At 29.1% G+C, this 17,313-nt stretch carries 9 protein-coding genes; 1 reads left to right on the top strand and 8 read right to left on the bottom strand.

What is annotated here, in order from left to right; genetic code table 11:
* Window positions 1–419 precede the first annotated feature (419 nt).
* Window positions 420–3,395, top strand: coding sequence for a M16 family metallopeptidase (locus I0K12_RS05920; RefSeq protein ID WP_196886146.1), 2,976 nt, complete (start codon window positions 420–422; stop codon window positions 3,393–3,395).
* An 81-nt stretch (window positions 3,396–3,476) separates the two neighbouring features.
* Here the strand turns inward: I0K12_RS05920 and I0K12_RS05925 are convergent, their stop codons facing one another.
* The 8 genes from I0K12_RS05925 to I0K12_RS05960 form a co-directional block, all read right to left on the bottom strand.
* Window positions 3,477–5,777 carry a T9SS type B sorting domain-containing protein gene (locus I0K12_RS05925; protein ID WP_196886148.1) on the bottom strand — a complete coding sequence of 767 codons (2,301 nt, stop codon included), beginning with the start codon at window positions 5,775–5,777 and terminating at the stop codon, window positions 3,477–3,479.
* A gap of 122 nt (window positions 5,778–5,899) precedes the next feature.
* Window positions 5,900–6,982, bottom strand: coding sequence for a glycine cleavage system aminomethyltransferase GcvT (gcvT, locus tag I0K12_RS05930; protein WP_196886151.1), 1,083 nt, complete (start codon window positions 6,980–6,982; stop codon window positions 5,900–5,902).
* 203 nt (window positions 6,983–7,185) lie between these two features.
* Window positions 7,186–9,984, bottom strand: a complete 2,799-nt coding sequence (locus I0K12_RS05935) for a T9SS type A sorting domain-containing protein (protein WP_196886153.1) — start codon at window positions 9,982–9,984, stop codon at window positions 7,186–7,188.
* Between the two features lie 84 nt (window positions 9,985–10,068).
* Window positions 10,069–12,582 carry a T9SS type A sorting domain-containing protein gene (locus I0K12_RS05940; protein WP_196886155.1) on the bottom strand — a complete coding sequence of 838 codons (2,514 nt, stop codon included), beginning with the start codon at window positions 12,580–12,582 and terminating at the stop codon, window positions 10,069–10,071.
* A 478-nt stretch (window positions 12,583–13,060) separates the two neighbouring features.
* Window positions 13,061–14,203 (bottom strand): molecular chaperone DnaJ, encoded by a 1,143-nt coding sequence (gene dnaJ, locus I0K12_RS05945; RefSeq protein ID WP_196886157.1) that lies wholly within the window; start codon window positions 14,201–14,203, stop codon window positions 13,061–13,063.
* An 18-nt stretch (window positions 14,204–14,221) separates the two neighbouring features.
* On the bottom strand, window positions 14,222–14,776 hold the full coding sequence (locus I0K12_RS05950; RefSeq protein WP_196886159.1) for a nucleotide exchange factor GrpE: 555 nt from the start codon (window positions 14,774–14,776) through the stop codon (window positions 14,222–14,224).
* A 135-nt stretch (window positions 14,777–14,911) separates the two neighbouring features.
* A complete protein-coding gene (murA, locus tag I0K12_RS05955; protein WP_196886161.1) occupies window positions 14,912–16,219 on the bottom strand; it encodes a UDP-N-acetylglucosamine 1-carboxyvinyltransferase in 1,308 nt (435 codons plus the stop codon).
* Between the two features lie 11 nt (window positions 16,220–16,230).
* Window positions 16,231–16,974, bottom strand: a complete 744-nt coding sequence (locus I0K12_RS05960) for a DUF4290 domain-containing protein (protein WP_231372711.1) — start codon at window positions 16,972–16,974, stop codon at window positions 16,231–16,233.
* Between the last annotated feature and the right edge of the window lie 339 nt (window positions 16,975–17,313).

Here is a 17,313-nt window from a genome sequence, read left to right on the forward strand (position 1 = left end):
TGCTGGTGTAAAAAGATTAAAAATAATCAAAGAGAAAATTCGAATAAAATACTTTGAAAAAAGAGAGAAAATTATGAAAATTGCTGTCGGAATACATAATTTCAGAGTTACACTCAGAAGTCCCTTACAAAATCAATCGTGATAATGTTTAGTATTTTAATTTTTAATAAGGTTAAAACAAATGGTAATCATTGTTTTAACCTTATTTTTTTATAATAAATTAACAATAAGTTATTTAAATTGATTTTTATTTAAATTTTTTATTGTAATATTGAAATCAAGCTATGGAAAATTAGTTTTTATGAAAAGAATAATAATTTTAACAAAATATTAAGAAACAATATCTGTTCGTTGAATACAAATACGAGTATTTTCAAACGAAATTTAATTTAAACAATAATTAATCACTAACTAAAAAAATGAGAAATCTTCATTATGTAAGCTTACTATCTTTAGCCTTAGTACTTGGGTCATGTGAGCAAAAATCATCAAAAGATGTTGAAAACTCATCTGCAGCTGCCGTACAAAAAGATGCTAGTGGATATGAGTATGAAACAGTAGAAAACGATCCTACAGGATTACGTTTATATACTTTAAAAAATGGTTTAAAAGTATATTTAAGTAAAAATTCGGATGAGCCAAAAATTCAAACTTATATTGCTGTTAAAGCAGGTTCGAATTACGATCCAAAAGATAATACTGGTTTAGCTCACTACTTAGAGCACATGGTATTCAAAGGAACAGATGAAATTGGTACTAAAGATTGGGAAACAGAAAAAGGTTACTTAAAACAAATTTCTGATTTATACGAAAAGCACGCTGCAGAAAAAGATGAAGCTAAGAAAGAAGCAATTTATAGAGAAATTGATTCTGTTTCGAACATTGCTTCTACATATGCAATTGCAAATGAGTATGATAAAATGACTTCTTCAATTGGTGCAGAAGGAACTAACGCACACACTTGGGTTGAAGAAACTGTATATAAAAATAAAATTCCTGCAAATGAATTAGAAAAATGGGCTTCATTAGAAAGTGAGCGTTTTAGTCAATTAGTACTACGTTTATTCCATACAGAATTAGAAGCTGTTTATGAAGAATTCAACAGAGGACAAGATAATGATGGTCGTAAAATGTGGGCTGCAATGTTAGATGGGTTATTCCCAAACCACCCTTACGGACAACAAAATACAATTGGAACATCTGAACATTTAAAAAGCCCTTCTTTAGAAGCGATTCACGCATATTTTGATAAATATTATGTGCCAAATAATATGTCAGTTGTATTAGTAGGAGATTTAGATTTTGATGCTACTATTAAAACAGTTGATAAATATTTTGGAGGATTCAAACATAAAGATGTTACGCATCCAACTTTACCAACAGAGCAACCAATTACTAAAACTGTTGTAAAAGAAGTTTTCGGACCAACTGCTGAAACTGTAAACATTGCTTACCGTGCAGAAGGAATTGGATCAAAAGAAGAAAAAATGGTGAAGATGGTTGATATGATTTTAGCAAATAGTGCTGCTGGACTTATCGACTTAAACTTAAACCAAAAACAAGAGTTACAATACGGAACTTCTTATACACAATCTTTAAACGATTATGGATTCCACGTATTAAATGGAATGCCAAAAGGAGGACAATCTTTAGAGGAAGTTAAAGATTTACTTTTATCTCAAATCGAGCTTGTAAAACAAGGAAAATTTGATGATTGGTTATTAGAGGCTGTTATCAATGATATGGAATTATCAGATAAGAGATCTTATGAGAATAGTACTGCTGTAGCTTCTGCATATTATAATGCATTTATTCATAATCAAGATTGGTCTGATGTTGTAAACTTCAACAACGAATTAAGATCTATCACAAAGAAAGATATCGTAGATTTTGCTAATAAATTCTATAAAGATAACAACCAAGTTATTGTTTATAAGAGAAAAGGTGAAGATAAAAATATCGTAAAAGTTAAGAATCCAGGAATTACTCCAGTAGAAGTTAACAGAAATGATAAATCTCCTTTCTTAGCAAAATTTGAGAATACAAAATCTCCAGATTTAAAACCAAAATTCGTTGATTATAAATCAGAGATTAAATCTCAAAAATTAGAAAACGGAATTGAAATTTCTTATGTTGAAAATAAAACAAATGATTTATTTGATTTAAATATTATTTTCGACATGGGAAGAGATAATAATAAGAAATTAGCTCACGCTGTAGGATTTATTGATTATTTAGGAACTGACAAAATTTCTGCAGAAGACATTAAGAAAGAATTCTACAAATTAGGAATCAAATATGGTGTGCAAGTAGGGAATGAGCGTTCTGTGATTTATATTTCTGGTTTACAAAAGAACATGGATAAAGGTTTAGAATTATTAGAAAACCTTATGGCAAATGTTACTTCAGATAAAGAAGCATATGCTAAATATGTTGACAGAATTATGAAAGGAAGACAAGATACTAAGATGAACAAAGGTGCAATTCTTTGGGGAGGTCTTCAGAACTACGCTAAATACGGTGAAGATTCTAGATTCAGAAATATCTTATCATACAATGAAATGATGTCTATTGATCCTCAAGAATTAGTAGATATGGTAAAAGAATTAAATGGTTACAAGCAAAGAATGTTCTATTATGGAAATGATTTAGCTTCAACTACAAAAGCAATTCAATTACACCACAAAGTTGCAGGAGAATTAAAAGATTATCCAGTTGCTAAAGAATACCAAGAGCAATCGACTAAAGCAGAAGTATTATTTGCTGAGTACGATATGGTACAAGCTGAATTATTGTTCTTAGCAAAAGATAAGAAGTTTGACAAAAAATCAATGGCTGTAGCTAAATTATTCAACACTTATTTCGGAAGCGGATTATCTTCAATCGTTTTCCAAGAAATTCGTGAGTCAAAATCTTTAGCTTATTCTGCATTCTCTTCTTATTCTCAAGCTAGAAAAGCTGACGAGTCTAACTATGTGATGGCATACATTGGAACACAAGCTAATAAATTAAATGAAGCTGTAGATGCAATGATGCACTTAATGAATAATATTCCAACTGCGGAATCTCAATTTAATGCTGCTAAAAATGCAACTTTAAAGAAAATTGCAGCAGAAAGAATTACTAAAGATGACATTTTCTGGAACTATGAGAGAATTCAAAAATTAGGATTCGAACATGATTTCCGTAAAGAAATGTATGAAGAAGTTCAGAAATTAACTGTGGAAGATTTAGTAGAATTCTTTAATGAAAACATCAAAGGTAAAAACTTTACTACTTTAGTTGTTGGAAATAAAGAAGCTGTTGATATGGAAGCTTTAAGTAAACTTGGAACTATCAAAGAAATGGATATTGACGAGTTATTTAACTATGAGAAATCTGAAATTAAACAATAATTAATTTCACTACAATAATCGAAAAGAGCTTACTAATTTTAGTAAGCTCTTTTTATTTTGATATATATTTGTATCTGTTTTTTATCTTTTCAAAGTAAAATGACCTCTATGTTCTTCACCATTTTCTTTCACAAATAAAAACCAATAATCAGAAGAAGGTAATTCTAGTCCATTTTTCTTACCATCCCATCCTTTTCCTCTTGTGTAAACTTCAGTTATTATTTTACCATAACGATCAAAAATATAAAGCTTTGATTTTTTAGAGTTTTCAACATTATGAATCTTCCAGTAATCATGAATTCCATCGTTGTTAGGTGAGAAGTATCTCGGATAGTCTAAGATGACAACTTCTTTAATTGTAAGACATCCATTTTCTTTTCTGATGTAAACTGTATGATTTCCATATTTTAAATTTTCAAAATAACTTTCTTTTTGAAATTCAATATTATCCAAAGAGAATTCGAAATCTCCATCTGTTTTAACTTTAATATTTATAGAATTATTTTCATAGGACCACTCTTTTGTTTCAATTTCTTCAATATCTACTTTTGTTTCATAAATTAAAATAAAATCATCTGTAGTCATACAATGTTCTTCACCATTATTCCAAACACTTAAACTATATATCCCTTGATTTTTTATCGTGATATTTTTAGTAGTTTCGTTAGTTGACCATAAATAATTATCAAAGCCATATGGGCCTTCAATTTCAATTTCATCTTTTGAGTCGCAAATAACAATATCATTCAAAGTAAAAGATGTGTCTGAACCGATATAAACAGGTGCTTTGTATATTGAATGACATTTGTAATATTTTTTATTTTCAATTCTAACATAAAGAAATTCAATATTTAAATCATAAATCTCAAAAGGATAGTTTATTTTATTGATTTTATCAATAGCATCATTTTCTGTGTAATAAAATTCCCAATTAAAATCATTTATATCTTGATACTCAATCAAGTTAATTCCTATACCTTCTGGATATATTGTTAAAAAATCTTCATTGATACATAAGGCAAAATTGTCTACATCAATAATATGAGGAGTTTCAAAAATTTCGATTTCGATTTCAACTTCAAAATCTAAACCTTCAAGCGTTTCTATATCTGCTTTAATAGTATAAATACCTTCTTGATCAAAGGTGAATTTACCAGGATATTCATTTGAAGTTTCAGAGTTTTCAAAATACCATGTTATAGAATTTATATTTCCATCATATTCAGGAATTGTAAAATTTATTTCAGTATTAATACAGTATGTGTCAGCTAGAATATCTGGATTTTTAAAATATGTAGAAACATAAGAAGGAAGTCCAATTAGATTTCTTGTTTCATCTTCTAAAATGATTTTATTTTGTTCAAAATTACATTCTAAGCCATTTTTGTCAGGGTTGTTTATTACTGAAATAAATTCAGAACTAGGGTTAACACAATAAATTTTAAGATCTTTTGCTAGTTGTAAAGAACCAATTCTCTCTGTTTGCACTGGTATTGCAACTTTAGAATCTATAATGTCATTTAAATTATCCAAGCTTATATCATACTGATATAATTTAGCAGGATCATAAACAGTGGAATATAATAATTTGCTGTTCGGAGAAAATTCTAATGCGTAAAAATATTCTTCATCTTCTTGTAAATTTCTTTGATTGTAAAGTACACCTGTATCTAAATTAAAATCAAAAAGAACAACTTTTTTACTATGAAAAGCCATAGCTACTTTCTCTCCGTTTGGACTGATTTTAATCATACCTACAGCATCTTTTTCTAATACTATCTCATCCAAATTTGAAATTACTGGATTTGAATAAATTCCACTAGAAGTTAATTTGTATGAATAAATTTCATCAGTATTCAATCTAGGCGAAACAATCCAAAAGAAATTTTGTTCTTCATTATAGATTGCAGTTAATTTTTCTGAAGAAGGTCCATGTATAAATTGATTTTTAAATATAACTTTTCCCAAACCACCATTAAGATTTATGTCTACAGTAGAATAATTCAAACCTTTTTCACCGTCATTCTCTAAAGCATCACAAGTAATGATGTAATAAATATTTTCAGTATTAGGTTGTTTTAAGATGATAGAAGAAGAGGTGCTAGAAGAATCTCCAAAGAGTTCTTCACCATTCTCCATTATTTCATGAGATTTATTAAATACAGTTATTCCATCAGTGTAAAATAAAAGATTTCCATCCGTATCACAAATTGTAGAGCAACCTTCTTTTGTTATCATTGCGCTATCGCTAATAGGAATAGGTTCTCCAGAAGAAAAATCTAACCCAGCATTTTTTCCAAAATACCAAATATTAGATTCATTTTGACTATGTGAGAAATAGAAAATTAATAAGAATATATATATAAATTTATTTTTAAACATCTTTAGAGTTAATTTTTTCTCTAAATATAATTATTTTTAAAAATAAATGGATTAAAAACGAAAAAAAGTCGGTAATAATGATAAATTATTGCCGACTTTTCTATATTTTATGAAAAAGCTAATTATTTTTTGTAGAAAGGTAATTTTACAACCTCTGCTTTTAATGCTTTTTTACGTACTTGAATTAAAATCTCGCTACCAGCTTTAGATAATTCTTTTGGAACATATCCTAATCCGATTGCTTTTTTCATAGAAGGACTCATTGTACCAGAAGTTACATTTCCGATTTTGTTTCCTTCCGCATCTACGATATCATATCCTTGACGAGGAATTCCTTTGTCTTTTAATTCGAAAGCAACTAATTTACGAGAAACACCGTTTTCCTTATCAGCTTTAATTCCCTCAGCATTTACGAAATCTTTTGTGAATTTTGTAATCCATCCTAAACCTGCTTCGATAGGAGATGTAGTATCATCGATATCATTTCCATATAAACAGAATCCCATTTCTAAACGTAGCGTATCACGAGCAGCTAAACCAATTGGCTTGATTCCGAAATCTTTTCCAGCTTCAAAAACAGCATTCCAAATAGCTTCCGCATCTTCATTTCTGAAATAAATTTCAAATCCTCCTGATCCAGTATATCCAGTAGCAGATAAGATTACATTATCAATTCCAGCAAATTTTCCAGAATCGAAAGTATAATATTTCATATTGATTAGATCAACATCTGTTAAAGATTGTAAAGCCTCAGCAGCTTTTGGCCCTTGTACAGCTAATAATGAATATTCATCAGATTTGTTTTCCATTTCCACACCTAAATCGTTGTGTTGTGAAATCCAATTCCAATCTTTTTCAATGTTAGAAGCGTTTACAACTAACATGTACTCATCCTCAGCAATTTTATATATTAATAAATCATCTACAATTCCTCCGTCATTGTTAGGCATACAACTATACTGCGCTTTTCCTACAACTAATTTTGAAGCGTCATTTGTAGTAACTTTTTGAATTAAAGCTAAAGCATTCTCTCCTTTTAAGAAAAACTCTCCCATGTGAGAAACATCAAATACACCAACTCCTTCACGTACTGTTTCGTGTTCGATGTTTACACCTTCGTATTGAACAGGCATATTATAACCAGCAAAAGGAACCATTTTTGCTCCAAGTGCTTCATGTATATGTGATAATGCAGTATTTTTCATTTCTTATTTGTTTAAAATAAATTTTTGCTAAAGTATTGAAAAAATAAATAATTTAGAAGGTAATAACTATTTTTTTTAGTTCAAACTCTCGTGTTTATTAGGGATTAAAAGCTTCAGTTTTTCTAAGAACTTTAGAACGAATGGCTTTAAAAAAAAGACACACTTAAGAAAATGTGTCTTTTTGCAAAATTAAATTTAATGAATTATTTGATATATATTTTCTCTCTAGATATTCCTTTTTCTGAAGTGATTTCAATAAAATAAATTCCAGAGTCTAATTTTGAAACATCTAATTGATGAATATTAGATGTTTTCTTTAAAAGAACTTCTTTTACTTGTTTTCCAAGAATTGAATAGATTTCAATTTTTTCTAAATTATTATCCGAAGAGATATTTAAAATTTCTGAAGTTGGATTTGGAAATAAACGAATAGAAGAATCTATATTAGAATTCTCAACCGAAAGAACACCTACAGTAGTTATCTCATTATTAGTAACCAAAGCAGCATCTTCATCAAAATATATAGACGCCTTATTTTTGATTTCATCATTTAAACCTAAACTTTCTAGAGTTTTCACTTTAAAACTAACATAACCATTATTTTTTCCAATTTCATTATTCATAAATATTTTATCAAATATAAATTCTAAATGATTATTTGTTAACTTCATAGTACAAGAATGACTAGCGCTTATTAATTCTACAGTTTCTAAATCAAATTTAGCAGTATTTAAGATGTCAGTTATGATTAAATTCTCTTTAAGTTCTGGTTTAAATTGTTGAAAATTAATAGTGTAGTTAATGAAATCACCTACTTCTTCTATGGTTAAAACATCACCTTGTAGACACCTTTTTAAATTGTTAGGACCTGACATATGGAAATTATATCTAAAATTATCTAATTCAATAGATTCATTTTCTTCTAGATGGCTCATAATTAAATACATATGTGTATTAAGGTCACTACTATCAACATTTGTTTGAATCTTAACCATAATCACTCTTTCTTCTAACGGTGCTAAATTTTCATATTCCCAAATAATTTCTTTTCCATCATCATTTATTGCAAATTCTTCTAATGAAGAACTTATATATTCTGGAAGCTGACCTAGATTTAATTTAATTTTACCCGAAATATTCTGGTTTCCCTTGTTTTTATAGATTACTTTAAAATGCATTTTCTCTGGGCTATTTGAAGAAACATAAACCATATTAATCTCAGCATCTGTAATATCATCAACAGGAGTTATACATAAATTTTGCTCTATTCTATTTTCTTCACTTTCTTCAGAGAATGTAACATCAAAACTAGCTGGGCTAATCTCGAAAAAAGAATCATTTTCTAATTGAGGATATATAGTATAAGTTCCCGCTTCTAAAGGAATTTCAAATTTTCCATTTTTACGAATGGCAGTATAGAAATAATTTCCTGATTCTTTTACAACTTTAAATTTAACCTTAGATTTGATTTTACTTTCATCTTGACAACCATCTAAATCATTATCATAAAAAATATTTCCAAAAACTTCATATTCTGAGATCCCACAATCTGTGCTAATCTCTGCACCAAAAACAGCATTTTCTATTTCTGTAGTAACGTATTCTAAACTTTCTGAATCTGTACAAACAGTTTGAATATTTGAAGGTAGAAACTGAAAAGAATTTAAAGGAGAGATGTTTTTTAATTCTACGAAATAAAGTGGATTATTTTGAATATTTAAATCTTCCAGTTGAAGGTTATTAATAATGTAAAGTTCTGAGATGTTAGAATCAGATGCGTATATTCCTTTTAAACTTGTGTTTTCAATATGAAGTTTTTTAAGGTTTTCATTTTCAAATATATAAAGTTGTTCTAAAGATGATATATCTTTTAATTCAAATTCTTGTATTTTGCTGTTTGTCAACGCTAATATTTCTAGGTTTTCTAAATGTGAGACCTCTATGTTTTCTAGATTAGTATCATAAAATTGAATATATTTTAATTTTATGTTTTCCGTTATATCAAAATAAGAGATATCTGAAAAGGAAACTGTTAATTCTTCTAGATTAAGATTATTTGATAGATCTGGAGTAATACTCATATAATCCATGTTAAATACTTCTAAATTTATGTTATTTGATAAATCAAGATTGGGAATTTCTAAATCCGAAACAGATAATTTTTTTATATTTATATTATTCGATAGATCAAGGTTAGGAATATCCATAAAAGAACAAGTTAGTTCTTCTATATTGGTATTATTTGATAGATCAAGGTTAGGAATATCCATAAAGGAACAAGTTAGTTCTTCTAAATTGGTATTATTTGATAAATCTAGACTAGTGATTTCTACTCCATATAAATATAATTTTTTAATATTTAAATTGTTAGATAAATCTAGACTAGTGATATTTACAAAAAAACAAGTCAGTTCTTCTAAGTTAGTGTTACCTGATAAATCTAAATTTAATAGAGTATCACCACTGGTATATAATTTTTTTAAAGAGGTTAAATCAGATAAGTCTATAGTAGTAATATTTGTATCTCCAATTCCTAAAGTCTCTAAATTTAAATTATTTGATAAATCAAGAATCCCTATAGCTGTGCTATTTAAAAATAATGTTTTTAAATTTGGATTATTTGAAATATCAATATTTTCTAAGGCTGTAACATTTCCTAAGTTTAAATATTCCAAATTTTCTAGATTCGAGACATCTAGATTCGAAATAGGATTTTGAGACAGATTTAGAAACTCTAAGTTTATAAAATTTGTTATTTCATCAAAAGATTCAATTTCTAAATTTTTTAAATAAAGTTTTTTGATTGCTTCGGCTTCTTCAACAGAAATTTCACCATCCGAATTTGTATCTGCGTTTGAATCAGGTGTTCCGTCTTCATTTGAGTCCACGCAGTTTGTTGATAGTAATGCATTTTTTAAATTTTCATCTTCAAACGAAATATTTTGCGCATAGATGAAAGTACTAAATAGTACTAGCCATAAAGTAAAGTAAATTGTTTTCATAAAAAAAATGTTTAATAAGTGTTTATAGATTTAAAGCCTACTCAAAAATTGAAATCTAGTTATATTAGGATAGACTTTATTGTTTTATTTTTGAATCAATATTTTTTTAGAAATTAAATGTTTTTCAGAAATAATCTTAAGAAGATATACACCATTCGGAATTGTTTCAAAATTCAAGACGGTATTTGGTGTAATTTTCTCAAAACTCTCTTTTGTTCTTAATTTTCCATTTAAATCATAAACGTAAACAGTTGATTCTTCATTTATTGAAGTGTTAATTGTAGCAGTACTGTTTATCGGGTTCGGAATTATTTGTATTTGTTTGGAATCAGCTATAGAAGGATTTTCTACATTTAAACTTGTCTCTGTAACCGAATTTCTCCAAACTCCACGCCCATAAGTAGAAATAATTAAATGATTTTCAACTGTGTTGATTTCTAAATCAGAGATTCTTACATTCGGTAAATCCGTATTATATAAAACCCATTCTTCCATTGTGTCATCGGTATAGTAGATATAATTGGATTGTGTTAAATAAACCGTATTATTTGGGGAGTTTTTTTGATGTGCAATTAGATTTCCAGCTCCTAGTTCTGTCGGTAAATTATGGGTGATATTTTCCCATGTTTGTCCGTTGTCATAAGATTTATAAATTCCTTCATATGTTGTTACATAAATTAAAGAAGGATTATTTTGATTAAATTCCATTTTTAAAATAGAATTAGATTCCTCTTCAGTAAAAGACATTATTTCTTCAAGTTCTAGCTTACCATTAGTAGTCTCAGAAGCAAGATAAAGTCGCTTTCTTGTTGAAACCAAAACACGCTTATCGTTTGTAGGGTCTATTTTTATATTTCTTATTTTTCCATCAAAGCTAATTTCTGTTTCTGTTGCTAAAACTAGTTCATTATTCTCAATTTTAAATAATTGTTCGTACCCAACATATAATGTTCCTTGATTACCAATTTCTAATGGTGTTACCCAATTACCTCTTCCATAATCAGTAATGATCATGGTTTCTGAATAACCTGAAGTATTATCATATTTTGCCAATCTATGTCCATATTGTAATGCTATGTAATATATATTTACGTTCAAAGGATCAATAGCTACGGAAACACCATCACCACTAGCAAAAAAACGCCAAGTATCTTCATCATAATAATATCCACCATTATCTTGTAGACCACTAATTATATTATCTGATGAATTCGATGAATTGGCAATATTATATACCTCACTTATATTTAATCCTTTTGATTTATTACTAAAAATTAAATTATCTTCAGAAGTATAAATACCTCCATCTGAACAGATGTAAAGTTTGTTATTGTAAAATTTTAAATCATGAATGTCAACATGAATTGAATAGTCAGCAGCTTCAAAACTAAGTCCACCATTAAGAGATTTATATAAATAAAGGCAACCTGTATAAACAATATCTTCATCTACATCCGAAACAGTAATTGCTAAATTATAATAAACCTGTCCACTGTTATTATACAAATCAGAAGTATAAATACTATGTCTTTGCTGAAAGGTTTCCCCTCCATCAGAAGATTTGTACACTCCTTGATAATCATCATCTGAATCTGAAACTAAAGCATAAATAACATCTGGGTTTGCTGGTGTTACAGCTATAGCTATTCGTCCATTATTCCCAGGAATAGAATTTAATGGTGTGAAATTTAAACCCGAATCTATAGATTTATAAATTTTAGAGGAAGATTGACTCCATCCTTGATCATTTCCTTTTACAGCATAAATAATAGATGAATTACTAGGATTTAATCTAATCTCTCTAACTTTTCCTGGTAATACATTTTCCCAAGTTTCTCCCGCGTCAGAACTTTTGAACAGCCCTTCAAATGAGCAAACCCATAAAATATTAGAATTATTAGGGTCGATTAAAATTTCTCCAGTAACTATATTATCTGGGAAATTTTCTAGTTTATTCCATGTGATACCTTGATCTGTAGATTTAAAAATTCCATGTGAGCTACTTTTTAATCCATCTTCATCACCAGTAGAAATATATATCACATCAGAGTTATTATAATCTACAGCGATACCAGATACTCCACGAAAAACGGAAAAACTAGTTAAAGACTCCCAGTTGTTTCCATGATCAATAGATTTCCAAAGACCACCATTAGGAGCTCCACAATAAATTACATCAGGATTATTAGGATCTACAAGTGAAATATTCAATCGTCCTTGTCCAGAAGAACTATTTAATTGTCCATCTGTTCCATTATCAAAAGGACCTAAAGGAATCCAAGAATTCATTTCGTCATTGGTTTCTCTTTTGTTTAAATTATTCTCCCAAACTTCTGTAATTTGTTCTGAAGAAAATAAACTTCCATCTTGATTTACTTTATTTTCCCATGCATGTTTCCATCTTTCATAAACCTTAATACCACTAGATTTATAGTTTCCATCGTTTTCTCTCCAGTACTTGTCTATTTCAGCAACTTTTTCTCTGAAATTATTAGTTTCAGATGTTTTGATTTTATTTCCTGTAGGAGTTTGTATGTTCTGATTAAACCCTACAAAAGGCAATAGAAATAAAGTGTTTAATAGTAATTTTTTGTTCATTTTAATAAAGTTTTTTTGAAAAATTAACAATAATTATGCCTTAATGGGAATTTGTAGTAAAAAACACACGTTTTTTTTAAATATTCATTTATAGGTTGTTATATATGAAGTAAAGTGAGATAAGTATTTTTTTAAAATCAATAAAATTCCTAAAAAAAAGAGTTTGTGGTAGGACATTAAATAAAATTAAAACACCTATAATATAAACAGATCTAAAAAAAGAGTAGGGGGATTTTATATAGAGTGTAGTATTGTCTATTTTTAATTAAATAAAGTCAATTTGATTATTTATATAAAAAGAAGAAGAGATTTGTTTTAAAAAATAAAAAGATACTTCTATAAAAAACAAAACCCACTCTAAGATTGAGTGGGAAAAATTGCTATGAAAAAGAAAAAGTCATTATTAGTATGTGTCTAATAACAATGCAAATATATGTGATGACTTTAATATATGCAAGACTTTTCTTAAATATTTTTGTTATGAAAACATGTCTTTTACCTTGTCAAAGAAAGATTTCTCTGATTTTGAAGGTTTTGGAGTGAAATTAGAATCTTCAGACATTTTTTCGAAAAATGCTTTTTGTTCTTTATTTAAACTCTGAGGAGTCCAAACGTTTACATGAACTAATAAATCTCCAGTTCCATATCCTTCGATACTTGGTAATCCTTTTCCTCTTAAACGTAAAATCTTTCCAGATTGTGTTCCTTGTTTGATTGGAATTTTAACTTTACCAGTAACAGTTTCAATTTCTTTAGAAGCTCCTAAAGCAGCATCTGAAAAACTGATATATAAATCATAGTGTAAATTATTTCCTTCTCTCGTTAAAGTATCGTGAGCTAATTCTTCAATTACAACTAATAAGTCACCAGGAATAGAATGATCACCAGGTGCATCATTTCCTTTTCCACTTACTTTTAGTTGAATTCCTTCTGTAACTCCAGCAGGAATTTTAATTGAAACCATTTCCTCTTTTGTAACCATTCCAAATGCATCTGTTCCACTTGGTTTGTTTCTAATAGTTTGCCCAGTTCCTTGACAAGTGTGACAAGTAGCAGCAGTTTGCATTCTACCTAAAATAGTATTTGTAACTTTCATTACTTGTCCAGCACCATTACATGTAGAACAAGTAGCGTAACTTACACCATCTGCTTGTACTTTTCTTTTTACTTTTACTTTCTTCTCAACACCATTAGCGATATCTTCTAAAGTAAGTTTCACTCGGATTCTTAGGTTTGAACCTTTAGCTCTTCTTGGCCCACGGCTTCCACCGCCACCAAAACCTCCTCCGAATCCACCACCGCCACCAAAGGCGCTTCCGAAGATGTCTCCAAACTGACTAAAGATATCATCCATGTTCATTCCTCCAGCACCGTGGAAACCTCCGCCTCCAGCACCGCCTTCGAATGCAGCATGTCCAAACTGATCATAACGAGCTTTCTTATTCTCGTCACTTAGTATTTCATATGCTTCAGCAGCTTTTTTAAATTTTTCTTCAGCTTCCGTATCACCAGGATTTTTATCTGGGTGATATTGGATAGCCATTTTTCTATAAGCTTTCTTAATCTCTACTGTTGTAGCGCTCTTTGAAACACCAAGTATTTCGTAATAATCTTGTTTCATGACTTGTTTGGGGTATTATTAATGTCCTATAACTACTTTAGGGAAACGAATTGTTTTGTCTCCTAATTTATATCCTTGTTCTACTACATCGATGATTTTTCCTTTTAAATCTTCTGATGGAGCAGGAATTTGTGTAATAGCTTCGTGTTCGTCAGCATCAAATGCATCACCAACTTTTACTTCAATAGCTAAAAGACCTTTTTGAGTAAGTGTGTTTCTAAATTTGTCAGAGATTAATTTCATTCCTTGGAATAAAGTATCATCCTCAGATTTTTCGATTTCTGCCAAACCTCTGTCGAAATCATCTAAAATTGGCAGTAAAACTGTCATTAATTCTTGGTTGGCAGTTTTAAATAAATCTAATCTTTCCTTTGCAGTTCTTTTTTTATAATTTTCAAACTCAGCAAAAAGACGTAAGAATTTTTCTTTTTCTTGTTTTATTTGCCCCTCAAGTTCTTCTACAGGATTCACATCCTCAGCCTTTTCTTGCTTTGAGTTTTCTTGAGTTGCCTCCTCTGCATTATTTACGTTTTTATTCTCTAAATCTTTATCGTCTGTTTTATTCTTGCTCATAAGATGTTTATTATAATAATTTTTGACTTTGCTAAACAAATTCATTGCCATTAATGTTTTTATGACATCCTGTCAGAAAAAACGCCCACATTTGTGAGCGTTTTTAACATTATTTGACAAAATGTATCTTTCTATTTAATCAATTCTTTCAATTTTAGCTCCAATTGCGCGAAGTCTTTCATCGATATATTGGTAACCTCTATCAATTTGTTCGATATTATGAATTGTACTTGTTCCTTTTGCAGAAAGTGCAGCAATTAATAATGAAATTCCTGCTCTAATATCAGGGGAAGTCATTGTTGTAGCTTTTAAAGTAGATTCATGGTTCATTCCAATTACAGTAGCTCTGTGTGGATCACATAAAATTACTTTCGCTCCCATATCAATTAATTTATCTACGAAGAATAGTCTACTTTCAAACATTTTTTGGTGAATTAAAACACTTCCTTTTGCTTGCGTAGCTACGACTAATACGATACTTAATAAATCCGGTGTGAAACCTGGCCATGGAGCATCAGAAACTGTAAGGATAGAACCATCCATGTAGTTTTGTACTTCATAAGATTCTTGAGCTGGAATGTAAATATCATCATTTACTTTCTCTAATTTAATTCCAAGCTTTGAAAATACTGAAGGAATAACTCCTAAATCCTTCCAACTAACATTCTTAATCGTTAATTCAGATTTAGTCATTGCAGCCATACCAATCCAACTTCCAATTTCAATCATATCTGGAAGAATTCTGTGTGTACAACCTCCTAATTTTTCAACTCCTTCAATTGTTAATAGGTTAGAAGCAATTCCTGAAATTTTTGCTCCCATTCTGTTTAACATCTTACAAAGTTGTTGTAAATATGGCTCACAAGCTGCATTGTAAATAGTTGTTGTTCCTCTTGCAAGAACAGCTGCCATTACAATATTTGCAGTTCCTGTTACAGAAGCTTCGTCCAATAACATGTCAGTTCCATGTAATTCATCAGCTTCTACACCATAAAAATATTCTTCTCTATTATATCTAAATTTTGCACCAAGTTTAATAAATCCTTCAAAGTGCGTATCTAATCTTCTTCTTCCGATTTTATCACCTCCTGGTCTAGGAATATAACCTTTACCAAAACGTGCTAATAAAGGACCTACTATCATAATAGAACCTCTTAAAGAACTTCCGTCTTTTTTGAATTGTTCAGATTCTAAATAAGCTAAATTTAAATCATCTGCTTGGAAGCAATATGAGTCTGGAGATAATTGTTCTTTTTTAACTCCTAGTTGTTCTAATATATAGATAAGTTTATTTACGTCTCTAATATTAGGAACATTTTCTATTATTACTTTTTCATCCGTAAGTAAAACGGCACATAATATCTGTAATGCTTCGTTTTTTGCTCCTTGCGGTGTAATGCTTCCTCTTAATTTATGTCCTCCTTCTATTTTAAATGTAGCCATGTATTTTATTTCTATTTTTTAGTTCTTTGATAGTTTGGTTTATTGTTATTATTATTTCTTCTTTGATTATTATTCTGTTGGTAGCTAGAACGATTATTTGTACGATAGCTACTATTGTTAGAATTACTTTGGTTATTGTTTTGAGAAAAACCTACACTATTAGGGCTTTTCTTTGGAGTTTTGATAACCTTCTTTTTTACAAGATTTTTAGAGTCCGAAAGCACTTCTTCAGAATCTCTTAAATCAATTTTTCCATCAGATAGCTCATAAAGATGATTAAAAATCACATCATCTTTTACAGTATCTTTATTCCAATTTAAGAAACACTTCTTCATATGATTCGCAATAGCGAAAATCAAAGCTTCTTTTTGCTCACCTTCCTCCCAAGTTAGAGCAACATCAATCATTGTTTGAATGTTATGTCCGTAGAATCTATATTTTGAAGCAGATTTTGGATAAGGAAGTTTTTCAGGTTTTTGAGTTAATTCTTCTTTAGATGGCTTTTCAAATGGAGAATCAACGTCTAAATCAAATTTAGCCATGATAAATAATTGATCCCATAATTTGTGTTGGAAATCTGGAACATCTCTAAGGTGAGGTTGTAAATTTCCCATCACATCTATGATCGCTTTTGCCATCTTATTTCTCTCATCTTTATCTTCAAGAGTTTTACAATGATTTACTAATTTTTGTATATGTCGTCCATATTCAGGAATAATCAAAGGTTTTCTTTCAGAGTTATATTCTAGTTCCATTTCTATTTCAGTGTTTTAAGCGTTATACTTATCTTTTAGACAAGAATTGCAAATTACAATTTTTTATTTTGTAATACATTATTTGACCACAAACATTTCTTGAAAGTATATATACCATTAAATATTTTCTAAAAATAAGGTCTTTATCCTAAAACGATTATGTATAAAAGTTAAGTTAATTTTAAATTACATTATATTTTTCATGTAAAAATTTTACTTTTAATTTCAAAAAATATAGTTTTGCTTTATTAGAAAGAAACTACGAAAAATTTTAGAAAGTTTAAATTTTCTAATTACTTTTGCGTAGGTTCGAAAACAAAATATTGACACAATAAATAA

Origin of the sequence: Aureivirga sp. CE67 (assembly GCF_015767245.1) — a bacterium.
In the GTDB taxonomy this organism is placed as follows: Bacteria; Bacteroidota; Bacteroidia; order Flavobacteriales; family Flavobacteriaceae; genus Aureivirga.

Excerpts from the sequence above, each read along its gene's own strand:
- I0K12_RS05920 (WP_196886146.1), top strand. The coding sequence starts at position 420 with ATGAGAAATCTTCATTATGTAAGCTTACTATCTTTAGCCTTAGTACTT.
- I0K12_RS05925 (WP_196886148.1), bottom strand. The coding sequence starts at position 5,777 with ATGTTTAAAAATAAATTTATATATATATTCTTATTAATTTTCTATTTC.
- gcvT (WP_196886151.1), bottom strand. The coding sequence starts at position 6,982 with ATGAAAAATACTGCATTATCACATATACATGAAGCACTTGGAGCAAAA.
- I0K12_RS05935 (WP_196886153.1), bottom strand. The coding sequence starts at position 9,984 with ATGAAAACAATTTACTTTACTTTATGGCTAGTACTATTTAGTACTTTC.
- I0K12_RS05940 (WP_196886155.1), bottom strand. The coding sequence starts at position 12,582 with ATGAACAAAAAATTACTATTAAACACTTTATTTCTATTGCCTTTTGTA.
- dnaJ (WP_196886157.1), bottom strand. The coding sequence starts at position 14,203 with ATGAAACAAGATTATTACGAAATACTTGGTGTTTCAAAGAGCGCTACA.
- I0K12_RS05950 (WP_196886159.1), bottom strand. The coding sequence starts at position 14,776 with ATGAGCAAGAATAAAACAGACGATAAAGATTTAGAGAATAAAAACGTA.
- murA (WP_196886161.1), bottom strand. The coding sequence starts at position 16,219 with ATGGCTACATTTAAAATAGAAGGAGGACATAAATTAAGAGGAAGCATT.
- I0K12_RS05960 (WP_231372711.1), bottom strand. The coding sequence starts at position 16,974 with ATGGAACTAGAATATAACTCTGAAAGAAAACCTTTGATTATTCCTGAA.